Source organism: Enterobacter sp. H2G27 (genome assembly GCF_054403075.1).
On the sequence record NZ_JBSVSI010000001.1, the window covers coordinates 4,148,896 to 4,172,552 of the forward strand.

Annotated in this window: 18 protein-coding genes and 1 riboswitch; of the genes, 7 read left to right on the forward strand and 11 right to left on the reverse strand. The window is 55.6% G+C overall.

Annotation, left to right across the window (positions count from 1 at the left end):
• Positions 1-32: 32 nt before the first annotated feature.
• Both murI and btuB read right to left on the reverse strand, forming a co-directional pair.
• Complete coding sequence (gene murI / locus ACW9E7_RS19790) at positions 33-884, reverse strand: glutamate racemase (protein WP_023309660.1); 852 nt, start codon at positions 882-884, stop codon at positions 33-35.
• Positions 829-2,682 carry a TonB-dependent vitamin B12 receptor BtuB gene (gene btuB, locus ACW9E7_RS19795; RefSeq protein WP_458728250.1) on the reverse strand — a complete coding sequence of 618 codons (1,854 nt, stop codon included), beginning with the start codon at positions 2,680-2,682 and terminating at the stop codon, positions 829-831. Before btuB ends, murI begins: the two co-directional genes overlap by 56 nt.
• A 66-nt stretch (positions 2,683-2,748) precedes the next feature.
• A riboswitch (cobalamin riboswitch) is annotated at positions 2,749-2,924 on the reverse strand.
• A 104-nt stretch (positions 2,925-3,028) separates the two neighbouring features.
• On the opposite strand from btuB, the gene trmA reads away from it, so the two are divergent.
• Positions 3,029-4,129, forward strand: a complete 1,101-nt coding sequence (gene trmA / locus ACW9E7_RS19800; RefSeq protein ID WP_111963978.1) for a tRNA (uridine(54)-C5)-methyltransferase TrmA — start codon at positions 3,029-3,031, stop codon at positions 4,127-4,129.
• A gap of 52 nt (positions 4,130-4,181) precedes the next feature.
• Here the strand turns inward: trmA and ACW9E7_RS19805 are convergent, their stop codons facing one another.
• Positions 4,182-4,541: a YijD family membrane protein gene (locus ACW9E7_RS19805; RefSeq protein ID WP_008501783.1), complete on the reverse strand. Its 360-nt coding sequence runs from the start codon at positions 4,539-4,541 to the stop codon at positions 4,182-4,184.
• A 9-nt stretch (positions 4,542-4,550) separates the two neighbouring features.
• Positions 4,551-5,189: an HTH-type transcriptional repressor FabR gene (gene fabR / locus ACW9E7_RS19810; RefSeq protein ID WP_008501784.1), complete on the reverse strand. Its 639-nt coding sequence runs from the start codon at positions 5,187-5,189 to the stop codon at positions 4,551-4,553.
• 196 nt (positions 5,190-5,385) lie between these two features.
• Between fabR and sthA the strand changes: the two genes are divergently transcribed.
• A complete protein-coding gene (sthA, locus tag ACW9E7_RS19815) occupies positions 5,386-6,786 on the forward strand; it encodes a Si-specific NAD(P)(+) transhydrogenase (RefSeq protein ID WP_008501785.1) in 1,401 nt (466 codons plus the stop codon).
• Here the strand turns inward: sthA and oxyR are convergent.
• The gene (oxyR, locus tag ACW9E7_RS19820; RefSeq protein WP_008501786.1) at positions 6,769-7,686 is read right to left on the reverse strand and encodes a DNA-binding transcriptional regulator OxyR; all 918 of its coding nucleotides are present in this window, start codon (positions 7,684-7,686) and stop codon (positions 6,769-6,771) included. The genes sthA and oxyR overlap by 18 nt on opposite strands.
• A gap of 486 nt (positions 7,687-8,172) precedes the next feature.
• Between oxyR and ppc the strand changes: the two genes are divergently transcribed.
• Both ppc and ACW9E7_RS19830 read left to right on the forward strand, forming a co-directional pair.
• Positions 8,173-10,824 (forward strand): phosphoenolpyruvate carboxylase, encoded by a 2,652-nt coding sequence (gene ppc, locus ACW9E7_RS19825; RefSeq protein WP_458728251.1) that lies wholly within the window; start codon positions 8,173-8,175, stop codon positions 10,822-10,824.
• Between the two features lie 95 nt (positions 10,825-10,919).
• Entirely contained in the window at positions 10,920-11,768 is an 849-nt protein-coding gene (locus tag ACW9E7_RS19830; protein WP_288459957.1) for an AraC family transcriptional regulator, read from the forward strand.
• On the opposite strand, the gene ACW9E7_RS19835 is transcribed toward ACW9E7_RS19830, so the two are convergent.
• The 5 genes from ACW9E7_RS19835 to ACW9E7_RS19855 are packed head-to-tail and all read right to left on the reverse strand — an operon-like array spanning position 11,755 to position 16,718.
• Positions 11,755-12,111, reverse strand: coding sequence for a PTS fructose-like transporter subunit IIB (locus tag ACW9E7_RS19835; protein WP_288459955.1), 357 nt, complete (start codon positions 12,109-12,111; stop codon positions 11,755-11,757). The two genes, ACW9E7_RS19830 and ACW9E7_RS19835, sit on opposite strands and share 14 nt — an antisense overlap.
• 2 nt (positions 12,112-12,113) lie before the next feature.
• Positions 12,114-12,989 carry a [formate-C-acetyltransferase]-activating enzyme gene (locus ACW9E7_RS19840; protein WP_288459952.1) on the reverse strand — a complete coding sequence of 292 codons (876 nt, stop codon included), beginning with the start codon at positions 12,987-12,989 and terminating at the stop codon, positions 12,114-12,116.
• Complete coding sequence (locus ACW9E7_RS19845; RefSeq protein WP_288459950.1) at positions 12,955-15,252, reverse strand: formate C-acetyltransferase; 2,298 nt, start codon at positions 15,250-15,252, stop codon at positions 12,955-12,957. Before ACW9E7_RS19845 ends, ACW9E7_RS19840 begins: the two co-directional genes overlap by 35 nt.
• Before the next feature lie 51 nt (positions 15,253-15,303).
• A complete protein-coding gene (locus ACW9E7_RS19850) occupies positions 15,304-15,624 on the reverse strand; it encodes a PTS fructose-like transporter subunit IIB (protein ID WP_111963972.1) in 321 nt (106 codons plus the stop codon).
• A 14-nt stretch (positions 15,625-15,638) separates the two neighbouring features.
• Positions 15,639-16,718, reverse strand: a complete 1,080-nt coding sequence (locus ACW9E7_RS19855) for a PTS fructose transporter subunit EIIC (RefSeq protein ID WP_288459947.1) — start codon at positions 16,716-16,718, stop codon at positions 15,639-15,641.
• 305 nt (positions 16,719-17,023) lie between these two features.
• Between ACW9E7_RS19855 and ptsP the strand changes: the two genes are divergently transcribed.
• The 3 genes from ptsP to gldA are packed head-to-tail and all read left to right on the forward strand — an operon-like array spanning position 17,024 to position 21,318.
• On the forward strand, positions 17,024-19,525 hold the full coding sequence (gene ptsP, locus ACW9E7_RS19860) for a phosphoenolpyruvate--protein phosphotransferase (RefSeq protein ID WP_288459945.1): 2,502 nt from the start codon (positions 17,024-17,026) through the stop codon (positions 19,523-19,525).
• Between the two features lie 14 nt (positions 19,526-19,539).
• The gene (gene fsa / locus ACW9E7_RS19865) at positions 19,540-20,202 is read left to right on the forward strand and encodes a fructose-6-phosphate aldolase (protein WP_133295342.1); all 663 of its coding nucleotides are present in this window, start codon (positions 19,540-19,542) and stop codon (positions 20,200-20,202) included.
• 12 nt (positions 20,203-20,214) lie between these two features.
• On the forward strand, positions 20,215-21,318 hold the full coding sequence (gldA, locus tag ACW9E7_RS19870) for a bifunctional L-1,2-propanediol dehydrogenase/glycerol dehydrogenase (protein ID WP_136196031.1): 1,104 nt from the start codon (positions 20,215-20,217) through the stop codon (positions 21,316-21,318).
• An 84-nt stretch (positions 21,319-21,402) separates the two neighbouring features.
• Here the strand turns inward: gldA and katG are convergent, their stop codons facing one another.
• The gene (katG, locus tag ACW9E7_RS19875) at positions 21,403-23,583 is read right to left on the reverse strand and encodes a catalase/peroxidase HPI (protein ID WP_136196032.1); all 2,181 of its coding nucleotides are present in this window, start codon (positions 23,581-23,583) and stop codon (positions 21,403-21,405) included.
• Positions 23,584-23,657: the final 74 nt, after the last annotated feature.

The following is a 23,657-nucleotide window of genomic DNA, read 5'->3' on the forward strand; positions in this document are numbered from 1 at the left end:
TTTCAACCGTCTCTTTTTTGCTCAAAACCGTGCTATAGCGCCAGTTTTTCGAGCGTTTCAAAGCCATAACGGCGTAAAACGGGTAAAAGTTGCTCAGTCTCTTTTGTGATAGCCATACAAAACGCGATATTCGCATCGGTAGATTTCGCATCCGGCGCTTCGTGTTCCAGCAGCCAGGCAGTTCGACGAGCGATAGCCGCACCCGAATCCACCAGGCGCGTCCCCTCCGGTAACACCTCCAATAACTCTTCCTGTAATAGCGGGAAGTGGGTACAGCCCAGCACAACGGTATCCGGAGGTTCGGGCATCCGCAGCCACGGACGAAGAATACGACGCAGCTCGTCGAGTGATACCGCCTTTCCATGCAGCTTCGCTTCGGCCATCTCCACCAGCTCGGCCGAGCCCAGCATCGCAATCTGACATTCGTTAGCAAAACGGTCGATCAACTCGCGGGTATAAGGACGCTTTACCGTGCCTCGCGTTGCCAGCAAACCCACTATGCCGTTCGCCGTCAGACGCGCGGCAGGCTTTATTGCAGGGACAACGCCCACAACCGGGAACTGGAATTTTTCACGCAGGGCGGGAAGAGAAACGGTGCTCGCCGTATTACAGGCGATGACGGCCAGCGCAAGGGGATAGCGTTTTTGTACCGCAGTGACGATTTCAACCACACGCTCAACAATAAAATCTTCGCTCTTTTCCCCATACGGGAAAGCGACGTTATCGAAGGCGTAGATGTAATGGAGATCCGGCAGGAGATGCCGAATCTCATCATAGACCGAAAGCCCACCGACGCCGGAATCAAACACCAGCACGGTGGGACGCGGATTAGAAGGTGTAGCTGCCAGACAAGGTGTATTCCCGTCCTGCAGTTTGGTAGCCATAAACTGTCTCGTAATCTTTATCGAACAGGTTGGCTATTTTACCACGAACTGTGAGATGTGAGGTGACAGGATACGAAACTGCGACATCCCAAAGGCTGACACCGCCCATTTTCACGCGTTCTGACGAATAGGTGTCAGGATCAATCGCGACATCATAGCGGGTGCCCAGATAACGGTAGGCAAGGTTCCAGTCGAGATCCCATACCTGCCAGTCAAGCTGGTACTTAACCTGCTGCTTAGAACGGCGGGCCAGTACTTCGTTGGTTTTGGCATTACGCGGGTCGACATAATCATAGGAAATCTGATGTCCGACCGGGCCAGTATCGAACTGTGCCGTCGCTTCCACACCTTTAATACGTGCTTCGTCAACGTTGTAGTAACGATACGTATGCGGATCGCTGTTAATAAGATTATCAATGTCATTTCGATAGCCGGTGATACGCCAGTTGACCGGTCCCGTCAGACCTTCAAAGCCCCCTTCCCACTGCTTACTCTCTTCCGGTTTGAGGTCCGGGTTACCATAAGAGGCGCTGTGGATCTGGCTCATGGTTGGTGCTTTAAATGCGGTACCGTAGGAAGCAATCACGCGATAGCCATACACAAACTCCCACGCCGCACTGGTTTGCCATGTGCCATGGTTACCAAAGTTGGAGTTGTCGTCATTACGCGCCGCCGCTTCCAGCGTCACGCTGCTGAACTGCTGCATTGCCGAAACAAACACGCCGGTATTGCGTTGCTCGTACCCTTTATCCAGGTAGCCCGTTCCGGCCTGCGTCTTCTGCTTTTGCCAGTCCAGACCTGCGCCAATGTTGCCGTGACCGACTTCTACGGTGTTGAGCCATTGGGTGGTATACTGCTTCACGTCATCCATAGTGGCGGAATCAGCGTAACGCCCTTTCTTCGGATCATAGTTCTGATCTTTACTGCGACCGTAACCCGCGACCAGCTGTGACTGGAAAATCCCTTGGTTGTAACGCAGACCGGTATCCCAGTTCTGGCTATAGAGCTGGCGAGTATCAGGTCGTCCATCCACCATAAAGTTGTCGTCGTAGTGATCGTAACCGTCGTACGCGGTGCGGTTGTCATAACCAAAGCCACGGAAGAAGCCGCTCACGCTGTCGATAATCTGCTGTTCCACGGAGCCGTACAGCGATTTACTCATAAAGCCATCGCGGTCCGGCTGGCGCGGAGCATCTTTGGCATCAATATCAAAACCACGGGTATAGGTGTAGTTACCCGCCATGGTGATTTTGGTTTTATCCAGCACGTGCTGGAAAGCGCCGTCATAGGTCTGATAACCCTTAGAGCCGACGCCCGCTGAGATTTCCGCACCCGGCTTGTCACGTCCGGTGATGATGTTGATCACGCCGCCAATCGCATCGGAGCCATACAGGGCCGAACGCGGACCACGGATGTACTCAATACGCTGAATCAGCGAGGTTGGGATTTGGCTCAGATCGGGAACGTTGCTGATCCCGGCGTTATTCAAAGGAATACCGTCAATCAGCACCAGCACATGGCGAGATTCCGTTCCGCGAATAAAAGTCGAAGAGTTCGAGCCCATTCCACCGCTTTGCGCGATATCCACGCCAGGCAGACGTGACATGATTTCCACCACGCTTCTGGCCTGCCAGCGTTCAATATCTTCGCGCGTCACCACGGACGTCGGTGCCAGAACAGTTTTTGCCGGTTGTTCAAAACGATTTGCCGTCACCACCAACGAGTCTGCGCTATCCTGCGCCCAGCCCGAAAATGCCGTGACGGACAACGCCGTCAACAGCGATACTTTTTTAATCATTGTTAAAGCATCCACAATATAAGAAGGATGCCGCAGGCCTCATCGATAGCACGCGATGATGAAACCAAATGCGACGTGATCCCGGCAGGTCTTCGGGCTAGGTGGCTATATAAGGATGAAGACTTCCCATTTTCACAGTGTCTACAACGCTCATCCCGCCAGTCTTTACCGCTGCGCGTCAGCTCCAGATTTACACTGGATTCCCTTTTCACTCTCAGGAGACCGGAAACAGAATGCTACAATTAGACACGTATGGATGTCCAGACAGCTATTGGCCATTAAATCTGGACATCCCCTGAACAATGCCTACAATCGCCGCGTAATTCTTTATCACTCAGGACGCATCATGACCCCAGAACACCTCCCGACAGAACAGTACGACGCGCAGCTGGCAGAAAAAGTTGTCCGCCTGCAAAGTATGATGACGCCTTTCAACGCGCCCGTTCCCGAGGTGTTCCGCTCTCCTGTCAGCCACTACCGCATGCGTGCCGAATTCCGCATCTGGCACGACGGTGACGACCTGTACCACATCATTTTCGATCAGCAGACGAAGTCCCGTATCCGCGTGGACAGCTTCCCGGCAGCGAGTGAGCTTATCAACCAGCTGATGACGCTGATAATGGACGGCGTGCGCAACAATCCGATGCTGCGTAACAAGCTGTTCCAGATTGACTACCTGACCACGCAAAGCAATCAGGCGATTGTCTCTCTGCTATACCACAAAGCGCTGAACGACGAGTGGCGCGAGCAGGCAGAAGCGCTGCGCGATGCGCTACGGGCGCAGAACATCAACGTTCACCTGATTGGCCGGGCGACAAAAACCAAAATCATGCTGGATCAGGACTACGTCGACGAGCGCCTGCCTGTGGCGGGTAAAGAGATGGTCTATCGTCAGGTGGAAAACAGCTTCACCCAGCCGAATGCCGCGATGAACGTGCAGATGCTGGAGTGGGCGCTGAAGGCGACGGAAGGGTCAACGGGCGATCTGCTTGAGCTCTACTGCGGTAACGGCAATTTCTCGCTGGCGCTGGCGCGTAATTTCGACCGCGTCCTCGCAACGGAAATCGCCAAGCCGTCGGTAGCCGCCGCGCAGTACAATATTGCCGCTAACCATATCGACAACGTGCAGATCATTCGTATGGCCGCGGAAGAATTCACGCAGGCGATGAACGGCGTACGCCAGTTTAACCGTCTTGAAGGGATCGATCTGAAGAGCTACCAGTGTGAGACGATTTTTGTCGACCCGCCGCGCAGTGGCCTGGACAGCGAAACCGAGAAGATGGTGCAGGCGTACCCGCGTATTTTGTACATCTCCTGTAATCCGGAGACCCTGTGCAAGAACCTGGAAACGTTAGGCCAGACGCACAAGGTTGAACGTCTGGCACTGTTCGATCAGTTCCCGTATACGCACCATATGGAGTGCGGCGTACTTCTGACGGCTAAGTAAATATCCGGCATTTTGGCAGGTGGCGCTTCGCTTACCTGCCCTACAAAATTCTCTACTCCGGTAACTGGCTCTTGCGGCTACGCATGCGCGAGCCAATCCAGAACACCAGCGCCACAGACAGTACCGCAGGGAAGAAGTTAGAGCCGATATCCGGATACTCCGCGCGCACCACCGTGCTATACAGCAATACGCCCAGAATAAAGCAGGCAGCGGCCAGCCCCGGTAACCCCACCGGCATGGTGCGGTTCAGGTAACGTTGATGCAGGCAGTAAACCGTCAGCACCAGCGCTATAAGCGGGAAAATCGAAAATGGAACGATTGAGCTAAAAATAGCGGCAAACGTACCATTAATGGATAAGCCAGCGATCAATGCCAGCAACAGCGTCCCTTTATCCTGACCTGACTGTTTCATTACTCACCTTCACTCTTCGGTTTGATGTGCCAGTTTCTCTTGTTCACGGCGATACCAGTAGTACGCGCCTTTGGAGATCATCCTGAGCTGCAATACCAGCCGCTCTTCGAGCTGCTTGCGTTGTTCAATGCTGACGTCCAGCGCTTCGGCACCCGCGCTGAAAACAATCGTCACCATCGCCTCAGCCTGTGCTTCAGTAAAGGCACGCGGCATATGGTTTTCGAGTTCAAGATAGTCGGCAAGTTCCGCGATGAAATGCTGAATTTCACGCGCGACGGCGGCACGAAACGCCGCCGATGTGCCCGAACGCTCGCGCAGAAGCAGACGAAACGCGTTGGGGTTATTGCCGATAAATTCCATAAAGGTCGATACGGAGGTGCGGATCACGCTGCCCCCTTTGGCGATACGCTGACGCGCCTGGCGCATCAGCTGACGCAACATCAAACCGCTCTCGTCGACCATGGTCAGGCCCAGTTCATCCACATCACGGAAATGACGATAGAAGGACGTTGGCGCAATCCCGGCCTCGCGTGCGACTTCGCGCAGGCTCAAACTGGCAAAACTCCGCTCAGCACTCAGTTGACTGAATGCGGCTTCCACCAGCGAACGCCGGGTTTTCTCTTTTTGTTGTGCTCTTACGCCCATCACGATAGTTGAATCCTTCCAAAGGCCTGATGGCACTATACCAGAGAATAAAATTAATCTGTTTGTCTGGCTTTGTGAATGATTGTTTACGTGCGGTTTGTGCTCCACTGCCGGAAAAAAGCACAACGATAATTGGGTTACTCCGGCAATGATGTTATGATTCTGTTGCTTTTATGTATAAGAACAGGTAAGCCTTACCATGCCACATTCCTACGATTACGACGCAATAGTTATTGGTTCCGGCCCCGGCGGCGAAGGTGCTGCTATGGGTCTGGTGAAACAGGGAGCCAGAGTAGCGGTCATCGAGCGCTACCATAATGTCGGCGGCGGTTGCACCCACTGGGGCACCATCCCTTCGAAAGCCCTCCGCCACGCCGTTAGCCGCATTATCGAATTTAACCAGAACCCTCTTTACAGCGACCACTCCCGACTTCTTCGTTCATCCTTTGCTGACATCCTGAATCACGCGGACACCGTTATTAACCAGCAGACACGCATGCGTCAGGGATTTTATGAGCGTAACCACTGTGAAATTTTGCAGGGCAACGCGCATTTTGTGGATGAACACACCCTGGCACTCGAATGCCACGACGGTTCGGTTGAAACCATCACGGCTGAAAAATTTGTGATTGCCTGCGGTTCACGCCCGTACCATCCCGCCGACGTCGATTTCTCGCACCCGCGCGTCTACGACAGCGATTCGATTCTGAGCCTGCACCATGAACCCCGCCACGTCATTATCTATGGCGCAGGGGTCATTGGTTGCGAATATGCGTCGATCTTCCGCGGGATGGACGTCAAAGTTGACCTGATCAACACCCGCGACCGCCTGCTAGCTTTCCTCGATCAGGAGATGTCTGACTCCCTCTCCTACCACTTCTGGAACAGCGGCGTGGTGATTCGTCACAACGAAGAGTACGAGAAAATTGAAGGCTGTGACGACGGGGTGATCATGCACCTGAAGTCCGGCAAGAAGCTGAAAGCAGACTGCCTGCTGTACGCCAACGGCCGTACCGGCAACACCGATTCCCTGCAGCTGGAAAATATCGGGCTTGAGACCGACAGCCGTGGTCAGCTCAAGGTCAACAGCATGTATCAGACCGCCCTGCCGCACGTCTACGCGGTTGGTGACGTGATTGGCTACCCGAGCCTGGCCTCTGCTGCCTACGATCAGGGCCGAATTGCCGCTCAGGCGCTGGTGAAGGGTGAAGCAACGGCGCACCTGATTGAAGATATTCCGACGGGCATCTATACCATCCCGGAAATCAGTTCAGTCGGGAAAACCGAGCAGCAGCTAACGTCAATGAAGGTGCCTTACGAGGTGGGTCGTGCGCAGTTTAAACATCTGGCGCGGGCGCAAATCGTGGGGATGAGCGTGGGAACGCTGAAAATTCTTTTCCATCGCGAGACGAAAGAGATCCTCGGGATTCACTGCTTCGGTGAACGCGCCGCGGAAATCATTCATATCGGCCAGGCAATCATGGAGCAGAAAGGTGGTGGTAACACCATTGAGTACTTCGTCAACACCACCTTTAACTACCCGACCATGGCGGAAGCCTATCGGGTAGCCGCGCTGAACGGCTTAAACCGCCTGTTTTAACGCGCTGTCAAAATGGCCATCCATTGCACCGCGGATGGCCTCTGCCAGCTGCTCATAGCGGCTGCGTAGCGGTGAACCCGGACGATAAACCAGGCCAATCGTACGACGCGGTTCCGGCTTAATGCACGGCAGATAGACCACGCCATCACGTTTACGCTCGTGCGGCACCGCCAGCGCAGGCAGAAGCGTAATACCGCTTCCCGCCGCCACCATATTACGCAGCGTTTCCAGACTGGTTGCCCGGAAATGGGTATCTTCATCGGCACCCGCTTCGAAGCAGAAGCCCATAGCCTGGTCGCGCAGGCAGTGGCCATCTTCCAGCATCAGCAGCTTTTCACCGGCCAGATCGGCCATCGGCACGCGATCGCGGTTCGCCCACGGGTGATCTTCATAGATCGCCAGCATCATCGGCTCATCGAACAGCGGTACTTCAATAAAGGCCTCACTCTCTTTTACCAGTGCCAGAATAGCGCAGTCGAGCTTGCCGCTGTCCAGCTGCGCCAGCAGCTGATGCGTCTGAGCTTCGTGCAGGTACATTTCGAGTTTCGGGAACGTCTGGTGCAGCATCGGAATGATGTGCGGCAACAGGTACGGGCCAACGGTTGGGATCAGGCCAATATGCAGCGGGCCGGACATGGCCTCCCCCTGCTGGCTTGCCATTTCCTTGAGCACTTTGACCTCGCGCAGCACGGTGCGCGCCTGATCCACCAGCAGAAGACCTGCCTGTGTGAACAGAACCTTACGACTGGTGCGCTCCAGCAGCATCACGCCCAGCTCGTCTTCCAGCTTGCGGATCTGGCCGCTCAGCGTGGGCTGGCTGACGTGGCAGGAATCTGCCGCGCGGCGAAAGTGACGATGCTCGGCTAACGCTACCAGGTATTCAAGATCACGAATATTCATTATTCATCCTCCGTCGCCACGATAGTTCATGGCGATAGATAGCATAGCAACGAACGATTATCCCTATCAAGCATTCTGTTGAATAATACACCACATAGACGAGGCGGCACGTGTTTGACCCTTGACGTCCCCGCACCGTCAGCGAGTTTCTCTCAAAACTCGAACAACTAAAGCCAACGTGAACTTTTGCGGACCCCGTGGTCCGCTTTTTTTTGCGTAAAAAACCGGAGATAAAAGCAAAATGGCAATCGCAGTTGCCATTTTTAGTGATTAATCCCTTTCCCCTGAAGATTTTCATAAGCATCTCTTATCTGGCGCAATGCGAATTAAATTTCGTAAATTGCCCTCATTTATTCGTTTGCTGAACCGTTTTCGCAGCAATTGACGACGGGGGTTTTACGTGGCTTTATAAAGGGAGATGACAAAATAATGTCCAGAAAATTTTCGCCTGGGCATAAACAAAAATGATGGGGTGACTGGGTTTTTATGAACGAACAATATTCCGCGTTGCGTAGTAATGTCAGTATGCTCGGCAAAGTGCTTGGAGATACCATCAAAGACGCGTTGGGGGAGAACATCCTCGACCGCGTTGAAACCATCCGCAAGCTGTCTAAATCTTCCCGTGCCGGTAACGAGGCCAGTCGTCAGGAGCTGCTCACCACCTTGCAGAACCTCTCAAACGATGAGCTGCTGCCCGTTGCGCGCGCATTCAGCCAGTTCCTGAACCTGGCTAACACCGCTGAGCAATACCACAGCATTTCGCCAAATGGCGAAGCGGCAAGCAACCCGGAAGTCATTGCCCGCACCCTTCGTAAACTGAAAGACCAGCCAGACCTCAACGAAGCCACCATGAAAAAAGCGGTGGAGTCACTTTCGCTGGAGCTGGTGCTGACCGCACACCCCACTGAAATTACCCGTCGCACCCTGATCCACAAAATGGTGGAAGTGAACAACTGTCTGAAGCAGTTGGATAACAAAGACATTGCCGACTACGAACGCAACCAGCTGATGCGCCGTCTGCGCCAGCTGATTGCCCAGTCCTGGCACACCGATGAAATTCGTAAGCATCGTCCAAGCCCGGTCGACGAAGCCAAATGGGGCTTTGCGGTGGTGGAAAACAGCCTGTGGGAAGGGGTGCCGAACTACCTGCGCGAGCTGAACGAACAGCTGGAAGAGAACCTTGGCTACCGCCTGCCGGTCGATTTCGTTCCGGTCCGCTTCACCTCCTGGATGGGCGGCGACCGCGACGGCAACCCGAACGTGACCGCGGAAATTACCCGTCACGTCCTGCTGCTGAGCCGCTGGAAAGCGACCGACCTGTTCCTGAAAGACATTCAGGTGCTGATCTCCGAGCTGTCGATGGTTGAAGCGACGCCGGAACTACGCGCGCTGGCAGGTGAAGAGGGTGCCAGCGAACCGTACCGTTTCCTGATGAAAAAACTGCGCGGTCAGCTGATGGCCACTCAGGCGTGGCTGGAAGCGCGTCTGAAAGGTCAGCGCCTGCCAAAACCAGAAGGCCTGCTCAGCCAGAACGAACAGCTCTGGGAGCCGCTGTACGCCTGTTATAAATCACTCCAGGCCTGCGGGATGGGCATCATCGCTAACGGCGAACTGCTCGACACCCTGCGCCGCGTGAAGTGTTTCGGCGTGCCGCTGGTGCGTATCGACGTACGTCAGGAAAGTACCCGCCATACCGAAGCGCTGGGCGAGCTGACCCGCTACCTCGGCATCGGCGACTATGAAAGCTGGTCCGAAGCCGACAAACAGGCCTTCCTGATCCGCGAGCTGAACTCGAAGCGCCCTCTGCTGCCGCGCAACTGGGAGCCAAGCAACGAAACCCGCGAGGTGCTCAACACCTGTAAAGCGATCGTAGACGCGCCGAAAGGATCGGTGGCCGCCTATGTGATCTCTATGGCGAAGACCCCTTCCGACGTGCTGGGCGTTCACCTTCTGCTGAAAGAAGCGGGAATCGACTACGCCCTGCCGGTCGCCCCGCTGTTTGAGACCCTCGACGACCTGAATAACGCCAACGACGTCATGACCCAGCTGCTGAATATCGACTGGTACCGCGGCTTTATCCAGGGCAAACAGATGGTGATGATCGGCTATTCCGATTCCGCGAAAGATGCAGGCGTGATGGCGGCATCCTGGGCGCAGTATCAGGCGCAGGATGCCCTGATCAAAACCTGCGAGAAAGCCGGTATTGAGCTGACCCTGTTCCACGGACGCGGTGGCTCAATTGGCCGTGGCGGCGCACCTGCACATGCAGCCCTTCTGTCACAGCCGCCGGGAAGCCTGAAAGGCGGCCTGCGCGTCACCGAGCAGGGCGAGATGATCCGCTTCAAGTACGGTCTGCCGGAAGTGACCATCAGCAGCCTGTCGCTTTATACCAGCGCTATCCTGGAAGCAAACCTGCTGCCGCCGCCGGAGCCGAAAGCATCCTGGTGCCATATCATGGACGAGTTGTCTGATATCTCCTGCGATCTGTACCGCGGCTACGTGCGTGAAAACAAAGATTTCGTTCCTTACTTCCGCTCGGCCACGCCTGAGCAGGAGCTGGGTAAACTGCCGCTGGGCTCACGTCCTGCGAAGCGTCGCCCGACCGGTGGCGTAGAGTCTCTGCGCGCGATCCCGTGGATCTTCGCCTGGACGCAAAACCGTTTGATGCTGCCCGCCTGGCTGGGTGCCGGTGCCGCGCTGCAAAAAGTGGTGGAAGACGGCAAACAGAGCGAGCTGGAGACCATGTGTCGCGACTGGCCATTCTTCTCTACCCGTCTGGGCATGCTGGAGATGGTCTTCTCGAAAGCTGACCTGTGGCTGGCGGAATACTACGATCAGCGTCTGGTGAAACCTGAGCTGTGGGCGCTGGGCAAAGAGCTGCGCGAACTGCTGGAAGGCGACATCAAAGTGGTTCTGGACATCGCCAACGACTCACACCTGATGGCGGACCTGCCGTGGATTGCCGAGTCTATTCAACTGCGTAACATCTACACCGACCCGCTGAACGTCCTGCAGGCAGAGCTGCTGCACCGTTCGCGTCTGGCGGAAGAAGAAGGGAAAGAGCCGGATCCACGTGTTGAACAGGCGCTGATGGTGACGATTGCGGGCGTTGCGGCGGGTATGCGTAACACCGGCTAATGCTTTACGCCCGGCGGCGCTGCGCTTGCACGGGCCTACGATAAGTAGGCCGGGTAAGCGTTAGCGCCACCCGGCAATACCCTGGTATCAACACCATGCACCACGACATTACCGATATCCTGAATGACCTGATCAACGGCACAACGCCGCTGCATGAGGTGCATTTTGCAAACCCAGCGACCTCCGCCCCCGAACTTGCCTTGCAGGTCGATTTTCCACGTCTGGAGATCGCGATCGAAGGATCCATGAAAGACCTGGCTGGCTGCGTATTACAGCAGGGTGACGTTTTATACGTCCCGGCTGGCGGCTGGAATAATCCACAATGGCAAGCCCCCGCAACAACGCTGAGCATCCTGTTTGGCAAACAGCAGCTTGGTTTTAGCCTTATACACTGGGATGGCGTAGACGTTCGTAACCTGGCAAAGCAGAACGTTGCCCGCCGTGGTCCGCGTATTGGATCGCTACTCTTACAGACGCTTCATGAAATACAGATGCAGCCCCATGAGCAACAAACCGCGCGGCTGATTATCGCCAGCCTGCTTAGCCACTGCGTCGACCTGCTGGGTAGCCAGATCCAAACCGCCTCCCGCAGTCAGGCTTTATTTGAAGCGATTCGGATCTATATTGACGAACACTACGCCACCCCGCTTACCCGGGAATCCGTCGCGCAGGCTTTTTATATCTCCCCAAACTACCTGTCGCATCTGTTTCAGAAAACGGGCGCAGTGGGTTTCAATGAATACCTGACGCACACCCGGCTGGAACACGCTCGCCAGTTGCTGAAAGGGTATGATTTAAAAGTGAAAGAGGTAGCGCATGCCTGCGGATTTGTTGACAGCAACTATTTCTGCCGGTTATTTCGCAAGAACACGGAGCGTTCGCCTTCAGAATACCGTCGCCAGTATCACAGCCAGCTCACCGGGAAGACCGCTAGTCCAGAATGACCTGAGTATGCTGCGGAGCGGCTAATATCTTACGCACCGCTCCCATCACCTTTTGTGGATCACGTAAAAAGGCGCTAATACCGCACTTCACGTAGCGCGCATTCTCGAAACGCTCACTGCCCGACAGTTCTATATCGGTAATCAGCAATACGACATCGGCACGCTGAATGTCGTCTTCCGTAAGCTCGCTCTCGATGCCCAGCGCTCCCTGCGTCTCGATGTTAACACTCCACCTCTCCTGCTGGCAGAGCTTTTCCAGCCGTTCGGCAGCCATATAGGTATGCGCGACGCCACTGACGCACGCGGTCACCGCCACCAGATGACGTCCCGTTATCACTGTCATATTCAGCCTCCCAGGGTAACATTGAAACCTTCTCGCTCTGCCCGTTGACGCATCGCTGACACCTCATCTTCTGTCGGAGGGATAACTTGCCGCATGCCCCACTCCTGTCCCAGCAGGCGGTATTTTGGCTCCCCATACTGATGAAAGGGCAATAAATGCAGCTGTCGTATTCCTGAAGGTAGCAGGAAATCCAGTACGCGCGTCATGTTCGTTTCGTTGAGCGTATAGCCCGGAATAAGCGGCACGCGGGGAATCACGTTTATCCCGTCAGCCACCAGCTGGCGGAAATTATCCAGCACTCTGGGAAGATTCATTGCCATAATCGATTGGGCCAGATCCGCGTCCATGATCTTCAAATCAAACAGCACTTCATCACACTGGCGAGCCAGCGGTATTAATCGGGACAAAGGGGCATCGCCTGCCGTTTCGATGGCCGAATGCACGCCGAATCGACGCAGCCTTTGTAGTAGCCGTGTCGCGAAAGGTGCCTGCAGCAATACTTCCCCACCCGAAAGCGTCACTCCGCCTCCCGAGGAACGAAAGAATACATCGTCTTTCATTACCTCTTTTTCCAGCTCCTCCAGCGTAACGTCCCGCCCGATAGGCTCAAATGCGCCGGAGGGGCACTCATCAACGTCCCGTAAACAGGGGGCGCAGTTAAGACATTTACTTTCTCTACGCACCATCTCGATTTTCGGCGAAATCGACTCTGGATTCGCACACCACGGACAGCGGTGAGGGCAGCCTTTAAAAAAGACAACCGTACGGATGCCGCGTCCGTCATTCAATGAGTAGCGCTGGATGTTGAAAATACGCGCCACCTCGGCGCGCGTTTCAACCACGTCACAGCTGATGCGCTGTGCGGCGGATAATGTCATCCTGGATCTCCTTCGATAATTCCACAAAGAAGGCGCTGTAGCCGGCAACGCGCACCACCAGCCCGGCAAAATCCTGTGGACGCTGTTGCGCTTCACGCAATGTCTCCGCGTTCACCACGTTGAACTGGATATGCTGCAACTTAAGCTGGGTGAAAGCGCGAAGGAAATCCGCCAGCTTTTGCAGCCCGGCATCGCCTTCCAGCGTCGCAGGGGTAAATTTAACGTTTAGCAGCGTACCGTTAGATAGCAGATAGTTATCCAGCTTGCTTACCGATTTAAGTACCGCCGTTGGGCCCTGCATATCTTGCCCAAGCATCGGCGAAAGCCCACCGTCTGCCAGCTGTTCGCCGGCAAAGCGGCCATCGGGCGTGGCCCCCACCACCGCCCCGAGCGGCACGTGTGCCGACACGGTATAAGACCCCGGAGTGAACTGCCCGCCGCGCGGGTTCCGGTATTTTTCGACCTCTTTACAGTAATGGCGCAGCAGTTCAGCGCTGATGTTGTCGACATCATCGATATCATTGCCGTATTTTTCGAAGCGATTAATCAACCGTGCGCGGATTTTTTTGCCCTCTGGCGTGGCAAAGTTAGCGTTCAATACGGCTAATAGCTCATCAAAACTTAAGCGATGCTGTTCAAAAACCAGCCCTTTCAGGGCGTGCAGTGAATCACTCAGATTGGCTATCCCGATCCCCTGAACGCCAGAAAAGTTATAGCGCGCGCCACCCTCGGTAATATCTTTCCCTGATTCCAGACAATCGCTTATGAATGAAGAGAGTAACGGCACCGGTGCCCAGTCGCGATGGCCGATATCGCAGATATTGCTCCCCTCAACCATTAGCGCAATATAGTGGTTAATTTTGGCGCGGATATGGTCCAGCAGGCCTTCATAACTCAGCGCTGCGTTACCTTCGTTCTCCTGCATCGCGATTTCCATTACCTTCAGCAGGTTAAACATCGCGATATCATGCAGACCGTAGGTTTTACCCGGAATCGACAGTTCTACACAGCCAACCACCGCGTAGTCGCGCGCGTCTTCCAGCGACACCCCCCGATTAAGGAAAGCAGGCACCACCACTTCATCATTGAAAATCTGCGGGATACCGGTGCCCAGGCGGATCGTCTCCGCCGTTTTAAGCAGGAAAGGTCGGTCGATAAGTTCGTTAACCCGTACGCCTAGGTTCGGCTGCGGAAGCTGAACCCTCTGGTAAGCATCCAGGCACAGGAAGGAAAGCACATTCACTGCGCTACGACCGCTCTCCGTTAAGCCGCCCAACAACGCGGTATAACCCGTCGGAAAACCTGCAAAATAACGTGCGCTACTGGTCGAACGTAAAAGCACCACGTCATTGCATTTCACCCACAGCGATTCCAGTAGCTCTTTCAGAAATTCGGGATCGTCCCCCTGCGAGAGTGAAGCCTGATAAAACGGCAACATATACTGGTCGAAGCGCCCGATAGAAAGCGAGCTGGCGTTAGATTCGTATTGCAAAATGACGTTCATATACCAGAACAGCTGACACGCCTGCCAGAACGTTTGCGGCTTATGCTGCGCGTTATGACGCGAGATTTCGGCAATCTTACATAGTTCTTCACGCCGTGAAGCTTCATCACAGCCGGACGCAAGCCTTTCAGCCAGCGCGGCATAGCGCAGAATATGACGCTGGGATGCTTCAAGCAGAATCAGCGCGGCGGCATAGAACATGTTCTGCGCATCGCGGGCACAATATTCTCGCATTTGCGCCACCAGCGCACCCAGCCCGTTATTCAGCAGGCGCGGATAATCAATAATGATATGCCCCTGCCCTTTGTCCGTCTGATTGACGCTGAAAATTTGCGTCCCCACGGCGGCTTTCACCTCATCCGTCATCTGGCTGTTGATGAAATCCTTCATCGACCGTTTTTCCCAGTAGGGATACAGCACGTCACGGTAAATCTGCTTATCCGCTTCGCCGATCTCGAAGCGGTCCTGCGGGCGTGTGGAAAACTGGTCCAGCTCCTTAAGCAGCCAGTACGGATCCATCTCAGGAGACATAATGCCCGCGCGCGGTTTAACGGTCCGGTTTCCCGCAATCAGTTCCTCATCACGAATCGCGATGTTCACATGGTCAAGAATGTACGCCGTGGCTTTTGCTCGCCTGAGGATAACCGGCTCGCCCTCCGTCTGCTGATGGCTGGCGGTATAGAGCAAAGCACGCTCAAGCGAGATTTCACGCGGATTAGCAAAAAGAGCGTCTTTCAAACGCTGGGTACGATTCGTCATGAGGGAACTCCTGTAACGGAAAACGAGCCCGCCCCTAAAGGCGGGAAAGCGTCAGGCGGTTTGCGCCAGGTGGGCATCAATTTTGTTCATGATGGCGTCAGCGCGTTTTACCGCGTCGCTGATATTGACGCGTACAATGGTTTTCCCGGCAAAGCGCTCTTCGAACTTAATGCCGATATCTTTGGTCAGGATCACCATATCTGCGGCGGCAACGTCTTCTGCCGTCAGTTCATTCTCCAGGCCAATCGACCCCTGCGTTTCAACCTTCACTTCCCAACCTTTAGCTTTGGCGGCACTTTCCAGCGCTTCGGCCGCCATGTAGGTATGAGCAACGCCTGACGGACATGCTGTTACTGCAATAATTCGGGTCATGTTCTCTTCCTCACTCAGTTAATTTCGAAATCCAGATCTAGGTCGTCCTCTTTTTCCACGACCTGTTTTGCATTCTTACGGGCAATACTCTTCAGCACGTTAACGCTAATGGCCGTCACCACAGCCCCCACGGCAACCGCCGCGATGTAGCCGAGTTTGCCCTCCACCACAGGGAGAACGATGAGCCCGCCCCAGCCGGCATAGCATTGCGCGCCCATCACGGCGGCCGTCACTGCGCCAGATGCGGATCCCAGCATGATGGAGGGAATGACACGCAGAGGATCGGCTGCGGCGAACGGAATGGCCCCTTCGGTGACCCCCACGCAGCCCATCACTAATGCGGCCTTACCCGCTTCACGCTCTTCACCGGTAAAATTCTTGCGATTAATCACCGTCGCCAGGCCTAATCCCAGCGGTGGCACACAGATACCGACTGCCGCAATCGCCACCACGGTGTAGACGCCCTGTGCAACGCAGATCAGCATGAAGGCATAGGCGACTTTATTAATCGGGCCGCCCATGTCGAAGGCCAGCATCAACCCCATGATGACGGCCAACACTACGATGCTGCCCTGCTGCATCCCTTGCAGCCACTGGGTTAAGCCCGCCGTCAACGCGCCAACTGGTTCACCCAGACCCCACATCATGATGCCTGCGGTAACAAAGGTGCCGATGATAGGGATGATGAAGATAGGCATGACGGATCGCAGCACTTTCGGGACCGGCAGTTTTTTCAGATACCAGACGACAATCCCGCCGAGGATCCCGGCAATAATGGCGCCGAAGAAACCCGCACCGAAGCTGTTACCGACCCACGCGGCAATAGCGCAAGGCGCCAGCGCTGCGCGCTCGGCAATGGAATAGCCAATATAGGCGGCCAGGAAAGGCACCATCAGCGTCAACCCTGCTACGCCGATATCGAATAGCTTTTTGAGGTTGGGATCGGTTGCTGCATCCGGGACCGCACCCTTGCCGTACAGCATGACCGAGACCGCCAGCAAAATACCGCCTGCGACCACGAACGGGATCATGTGTGATACCCCGGTCATCAGATGCTGCCGCGTGTTCTTGAGAATATGCACCAACTCTTTCATATGTCGCTCCTGGCCTAAAACCATAAAGATGTTGTGGCAAACAATAGGCAATCAGGAAGACGGCTAACAGGAGACAAAAAGGCCATTTACTGGATTTTTGTAATGTCGAAATAAAAATGAGATCCGCCTCCACATTTCTGATCAATGGTACGCATCAGACAAAACACCACAACCTGTGAGTCAAATCTCACTTTTCACGTGATATTACATTTGTCCAGCTTTTGGCAGATTTGTCACATGGCGCGCGTCATCAACACACTCGTATGCTGTTGCCCAATGAATGAGGATTGATTTCAGGAGTGTGTATGGCTCTCGTAGTGGAATTTACCTGTGAATTACCCAACGGTGTTCACGCGCGTCCGGCAAGTCATGTGGAGACGCTGTGCAATACGTTTATCTCGCAAATCGAATGGCACAACCTGCGCACAGACCGTAAAGGGAATGCCAAGAGCGCACTGGCACTTATTGGTACCGATACGCTGGCAGGCGACGCCTGTCGTCTGGTGATCCATGGTGAAGATGAGCAGAACGCCCATCAACATCTGGAACAATGGCTCCGGGAAGAATTTCCACACTGTGATGCGCCGCTCGCAGAAGCCATCAATACTGGGCGCGATCCGCTGCCAGAATCTCTCGCACGCCTTAATCCAACGCTCTTTCGCGCCCTGCCTGTGTGCAGCGGTAGTGCCCAGGGCGTGCTGACGTTGCTGACCTCGCTGGATCTCAATGCACTGACGGATTTACCCGACGGGAAAAGCGTGGAAGATGAACAGTCAGCGCTGGACAACGGACTCACCCTGTTGGTGAAAAACATTGAACTTCGTGCGCTGGACAGCGACAGCACCGCCAGCGCAATTCTCGACGCGCACAGATCTCTGGCGACGGATACCTCTCTGCATCAGCATCTTCTTGCTGGCGTGAGCCAGGGGCTAAGCTGCGCGCAAGCGATAATCGCCACAGCCAACCATTTCTGCGATGCGTTCTCTCGCTCCAGCAGCAGCTACTTACAGGAACGTGTGCTGGATGTGCGCGATGTTTGCTATCAACTTTTACAACAAATTTATGGTGAACAACGCTTTCCGGCACCGGGACAACTCACTCAGCCGAGCGTCTGCCTTGCCGACGACCTCACGCCCGGCCAGTTCCTGGAACTCGATAAAACTTTGCTTAAGGGGCTACTGCTAAAAAGCGGTGGAACAACCTCGCACACCGTTATTCTTGCACGCTCCTTTAATATTCCGACACTAGTGGGCGTCGACAGCGAAAGCCTGCTGCAGTGGCGCAATAAGCCCGTATTTATCGATGGCAATGCCGGTGCGGTCGTGGTCAATGCCAGCGATGCGGTAACACGCTACTACCGACAGGAAGCACGGGTACAACAGGCACTACGCGAGCAGCAGGGCATCTGGCTTGACCGGGAAGCCAGAACCGCAGACGGCCTGCGCGTTGAGATTGCCGCTAACATCGCCCATGCGGTGGAAGCGCAGGCAGCATTTGGGAACGGCGCCGAGGGCGTTGGCCTGTTTCGCACCGAAATGCTTTATATGGACCGCAGCAGCGCGCCCGGTGAAAACGAGCTCTACAACATTTTCTGCCAGGCGCTGGAAAGCGCAAACGGGCGCAGCATCATCGTGCGGACCATGGATATCGGCGGCGATAAACCGGTGGAGTATCTGAATATCCCGGCCGAAAATAACCCGTTCCTCGGCTACCGCGCCGTACGTATTTACGAAGAATATGCAGTGCTTTTCTCCACCCAGCTTCGGGCGATCCTGCGCGCCTCTGCTCACGGCAGCCTGAAGATAATGATCCCGATGATCTCTTCCATGAAAGAGATCCTGTGGGTGAAAGAGAAACTTGCCGAAGCGAAACAACAGCTCCGCGCGGAACATACTCCGTTTGATGAGAAAATCCCGCTCGGCATCATGCTGGAAGTGCCTTCTGTAATGTTTATCATCGATCAGTGCTGCGAAGAGATTGATTTCTTTAGCATCGGTAGCAATGACCTGACGCAGTATCTGCTGGCCGTTGACCGCGACAACGCCAAAGTCACACGCCATTACAACAGCCTTAACCCGGCCTTCCTGCGGGCGCTGGATTACGCGGTGCAAGCCGTCCATCGCCAGGGTAAATGGATTGGCCTGTGCGGCGAACTGGGTGCAAAAGGTTCGGTGTTGCCATTGCTGGTGGGTCTGGGTCTGGATGAGCTGAGCATGGGGTCGCCCGCCATTCCGGCAACCAAAGCGCGTCTGGCTCAGCTTGATAGCCGCGCCTGCCGCCAGTTGCTGAATCAGGCTATGGCGTGTCGCACTTCGCTTGAAGTGGAACACCTGCTGGCGCAGTTCCGCATGAATCAGCAGGACACACCGCTGGTCATACCACGCTGCATTTCACTGGACAATGACTGGAACAGTAAAGAAGAGGTCATGAAAGGAATGACCGATAACCTGCTGCTTGCAGGACGTTGCCGCTATCCCCGCAAGCTGGAGGCCGATCTGTGGGCGCGCGAAGCCGTCTTCTCCACCGGTCTCGGCTTTAGCTTTGCCATTCCGCACTGCAAATCGGAGCACATTGAGCAATCCACCATTAGCGTTGCACGCCTGAAAGCCCCCGTCACGTGGGGGGATGAAGAAGCACAATTCATCATCATGCTGACGCTGAACAAACATGCCGCGGGCGATCAGCATATGCGTATTTTTTCCCGCCTGGCACGCCGCATCATGCATGAAGATTTCCGCAACGCGCTGGTTAACGCCAGCTCCGGGGAGGCGATTGCTTCCCTGCTACAACACGAATTAGAACTGTAAAACGAGGAAGAGTGATGGAACTGTACCTGGATACCGCCAACGTGGCGGAAGTTGAACGCCTGGCGCGCATTTTTCCCATAGCGGGCGTCACCACCAATCCGAGCATCATTGCCGCCAGCCGTGAATCCATTTGGGACGTGCTGCCGCGCCTGCAAAAAGCCATCGGGCCAGAAGGCACGTTGTTTGCTCAAACCATGAGCCGCGACGCAGAAGGCATGGTGGAGGAAGCCAAACGTTTAAGTAACGCCATCCCGGAAATTGTGGTGAAAATCCCGGTGACGGCTCAGGGGCTCATCGCGATTAAAGCATTGAAAAAAGAGGGGATAACCACGCTGGGAACCGCCGTTTACAGCGCGGCGCAGGGCTTGCTTGCCGCACTGGCAGGCGCGAAGTATGTCGCGCCGTACGTAAACCGCGTTGACGCTCAGGGCGGTGACGGCATTCGCATGGTCCAGGAGCTGCAATCCCTACTGGAACTGCACGCGCCGGAAAGCAAAGTGCTGGCCGCCAGCTTCAAAACGCCGCGTCAGGCGCTGGACTGCCTGTTGGCGGGATGCGAGGCAATCACGCTTCCCTTAGACGTAGCGCAACATATGCTCGGCACACCGGCGGTAGAGTCAGCCGTAGAGAAGTTCGAGCAAGACTGGAAAAACGCGTTTGGTAACCTCAATCTCTAAGGGAGAACTGTTATGGACCGTATCATTCAATCGCCGGGAAAATATATCCAGGGCGCTGATGTGCTTACCCGTCTCGGCGACTATTTGAAACCCCTGGCCAATCGCTGGCTGGTTGTCGGTGATAAATTTGTGCTGGGTTTTGCCGAAGAGACCCTGCGTCAGAGTTTTAAAAATGCGGAACTCTATGCCGAAATAGCGCCATTTGGCGGCGAGTGTTCACAAAATGAAATCGATCGGCTGAAAAAACTGGCCGACGGCGCCGACTGCCTGGCAGTCCTGGGCATCGGCGGCGGTAAAACGCTGGATACCGCCAAAGCGCTGGCTCACTTTATGGACGTGCCCGTCGCCATTGCACCGACTATTGCCTCCACCGATGCGCCGTGCAGCGCCCTTTCCGTTATCTACACCGACAGCGGCGAGTTCGATCGCTACCTGATGCTGCCGCACAACCCGAACATGGTCATTGTGGATACCAAAGTGGTAGCAGGTGCGCCGGCACGTCTGCTGGCCGCCGGGATTGGCGATGCGCTGGCGACCTGGTTTGAAGCACGCGCCTGCTCGCGCAGCGGTGCGACCACCATGGCGGGCGGCAAATGTACGCAGGCTGCGCTCGCGCTGGCCGAGCTGTGCTACAACACGCTGATTGAAGAGGGTGAAAAAGCCATGCTTGCAGCGGAACAGCATGTAGTAACACCGGCGCTGGAACGCATTATCGAAGCCAACACCTATCTTAGCGGCGTAGGATTTGAAAGCGGCGGACTGGCGGCGGCACACGCTATTCATAACGGTATGACGGCGGTACCGGACGCGCACCACTTCTATCACGGTGAAAAAGTGGCGTTTGGTACGCTGACGCAGCTGGTGCTGGAAAACGCGCCGGTAGAAGAAATAGAGGCCGTCGCGGCGCTTTGCCACAGCGTTGGGCTGCCGATTACGCTGGCACAGCTAAATATTAAAGAAGATATTCCGGCCAAAATGCGGCTGATCGCAGAGGCGTCCTGTGCGGAAGGAGAAACCATCCACAATATGCCTGGCGGCGTGTCGCCGGATCAGGTTTACGCGGCGCTGCTGGTGGCTGACCAATATGGGCAGCGGTTCCTGCAGGAGTGGGAGTAACTGGCATGAATAAAAATCCCCGCATCGGCGGGGATTTTTTTGCCCGTAGGCCGGGTAAGGCGTAGCCGCCACCCGGCACAAGGGTTACTTCACGTCAAACCGGTCCAGATCCATTACCCTCGCCCATGCTGCAACGAAGTCGCGGACAAACTTCTCGTGTGCATCATCACTGGCATAAACCTCGGCCAGCGCGCGCAGCACGGCGTTTGAACCGAAGACCAGATCGGCGCGGGTGGCGGTATATTTCACTTCACCGCTGACGCGATCGCTTCCGGCAAACAGCTCATTTGATTCGTCGGTCGCCTTCCACTGGGTATTCATGTCCAGCAGGTTCACGAAGAAATCATTGCTCAGCACGCCTTCGCGGTTGGTGAACACGCCGTTCTTACTGCCATCAAAGTTGGCACCCAGCACGCGCAGGCCGCCGATCAGCACCGTCAGCTCCGGTGCGGTCAGCGTCAGCTGTTGGGCTTTATCAATCAGCAGGGATTCCGTCGTGGACACATCCACCTGCGCACGGTAGTTGCGGAAGCCATCAGCAACCGGTTCGAGCAGGTTAAACATCTCGATATCCGTCTGATCCTGACGCGCATCCACGCGTCCCGGCGTAAACGGAACGTTGACGTAAACGCCCGCCGCTTTTGCGGCCTGCTCAACGCCTACCACGCCCGCCAGCACGATAATATCGGCCAGAGAGGCTTTGTTGGTGGTGCGCTGGATAGCCTCCAGAGCCGGCAGCGCACGAACCGCTGCGGCGTTCACGTCCCAGTCACGCTGAGGAGCAAGCGCCAGACGCGCACCGTTGGCGCCGCCACGCTTATCGCCACCGCGGAAGGTCGATGCCGACGCCCAGGCCACAGAAACCAGCTCGCTCACAGAGAGGCCAGAGGCCGCAATTTCCGCCTTCAGGCTTTCAATGTCCTCTTTGGTCGGATTGAATACCGCCTCCGGCAGCGGGTCCTGCCAGATCAGATCTTCTTTCGGCACTTCCGGGCCGAGGTAACGCGATTTTGGTCCCATATCGCGGTGGGTCAGTTTGAACCACGCGCGCGCGAAGGCTTCGTTAAAGGCCTGCGGGTCGTTCAGGAAACGGCGGGAAATCTTTTCGAATTCCGGGTCAAAACGCAGCGTCAGGTCGGTAACCAGCATCGTTGGCTTACGTTTTTTGGACGGGTCGAACGGGTCAGGCATGATTTCCGGCGCATCCACGGCTTCAAACTGAATCGCTCCCGCCGGGCTGCGGGTCTGCACCCATTCGAATTTAAACAGGTTCTCGAAGAAGTAGTTGCTCCACTGGGTCGGAGTTTGTGACCAGATGACTTCCAGACCGGAGGTAATGGCATCAGCGCCCACGCCCGTACCGTGCGTGCTCGCCCAGCCGAGGCCCTGCGCTTCAATCGGAGAGGCTTCCGGGTCAGTACCCACGTGGGTGGCTTCACCCGCGCCGTGGGTTTTGCCGAGGGTATGGCCGCCTGCAATCAGCGCCACGGTCTCTTCGTCGTTCATACCCATGTTGCCAAAGGTGGCGCGAATCGCTGCCGCCGCTGACAGCGGTTCGCCGCTGGCGTTTGGCCCTTCCGGATTGACGTAGATCAGGCCCATTTCGGTGGCAGCCAGCGGACGCTTCGCCAGCGCTTCCGGGTCACGGTGGGTCAGCCAGGCTTTCTCATCACCCCAGTTCACGTCCAGATCCGGTTCCCAGACGTCTTCACGTCCGGCACCAAAACCAAAGGTGCGGAAACCCGAGTTTTCCAGCGCCACGTTACCCGCGAGGATAAACAGGTCAGCCCAGGAAATTTTTTGACCGTATTTTTTCTTGATGGGCCACAGCAGACGGCGCGCCTTATCCAGGCTTACGTTATCCGGCCAGGAGTTCAGCGGCGCAAAGCGCTGTTGACCGCGTCCAGCCCCACCGCGCCCGTCAACGGAGCGATAGGTACCCGCGCCGTGCCAGGCCATACGGATAAACAGGCCCGCATAGCTGCCCCAGTCGGCAGGCCACCACGGTTGAGAGTCGGTTAAGAGTGCTTTGAGGTCGCCTTTAAGGGCGGAGTAATCAAGTTTGCTGAATTCTTTGCGGTAGTCGAAGTCTTCACCCAGCGGGTTCGAACGATTGGAATGTTGGTTAAGAAGATCGATGCGGAGTTGTTTTGGCCACCAGTCGCGGCTGCCTGTACCTGCGCCCGCGCTGTGATCGACGCCGCCCTGGTGGAACGGGCATTTGCCGACTGATGCCGCTTTATTGGTCTCGTCTGACGTGCTCATCGCTATGCTCCCTTTTACAGTGTTACCGTTACGATATACACCACTAGCAATAAGTTATAGTTGAATTAATCCAC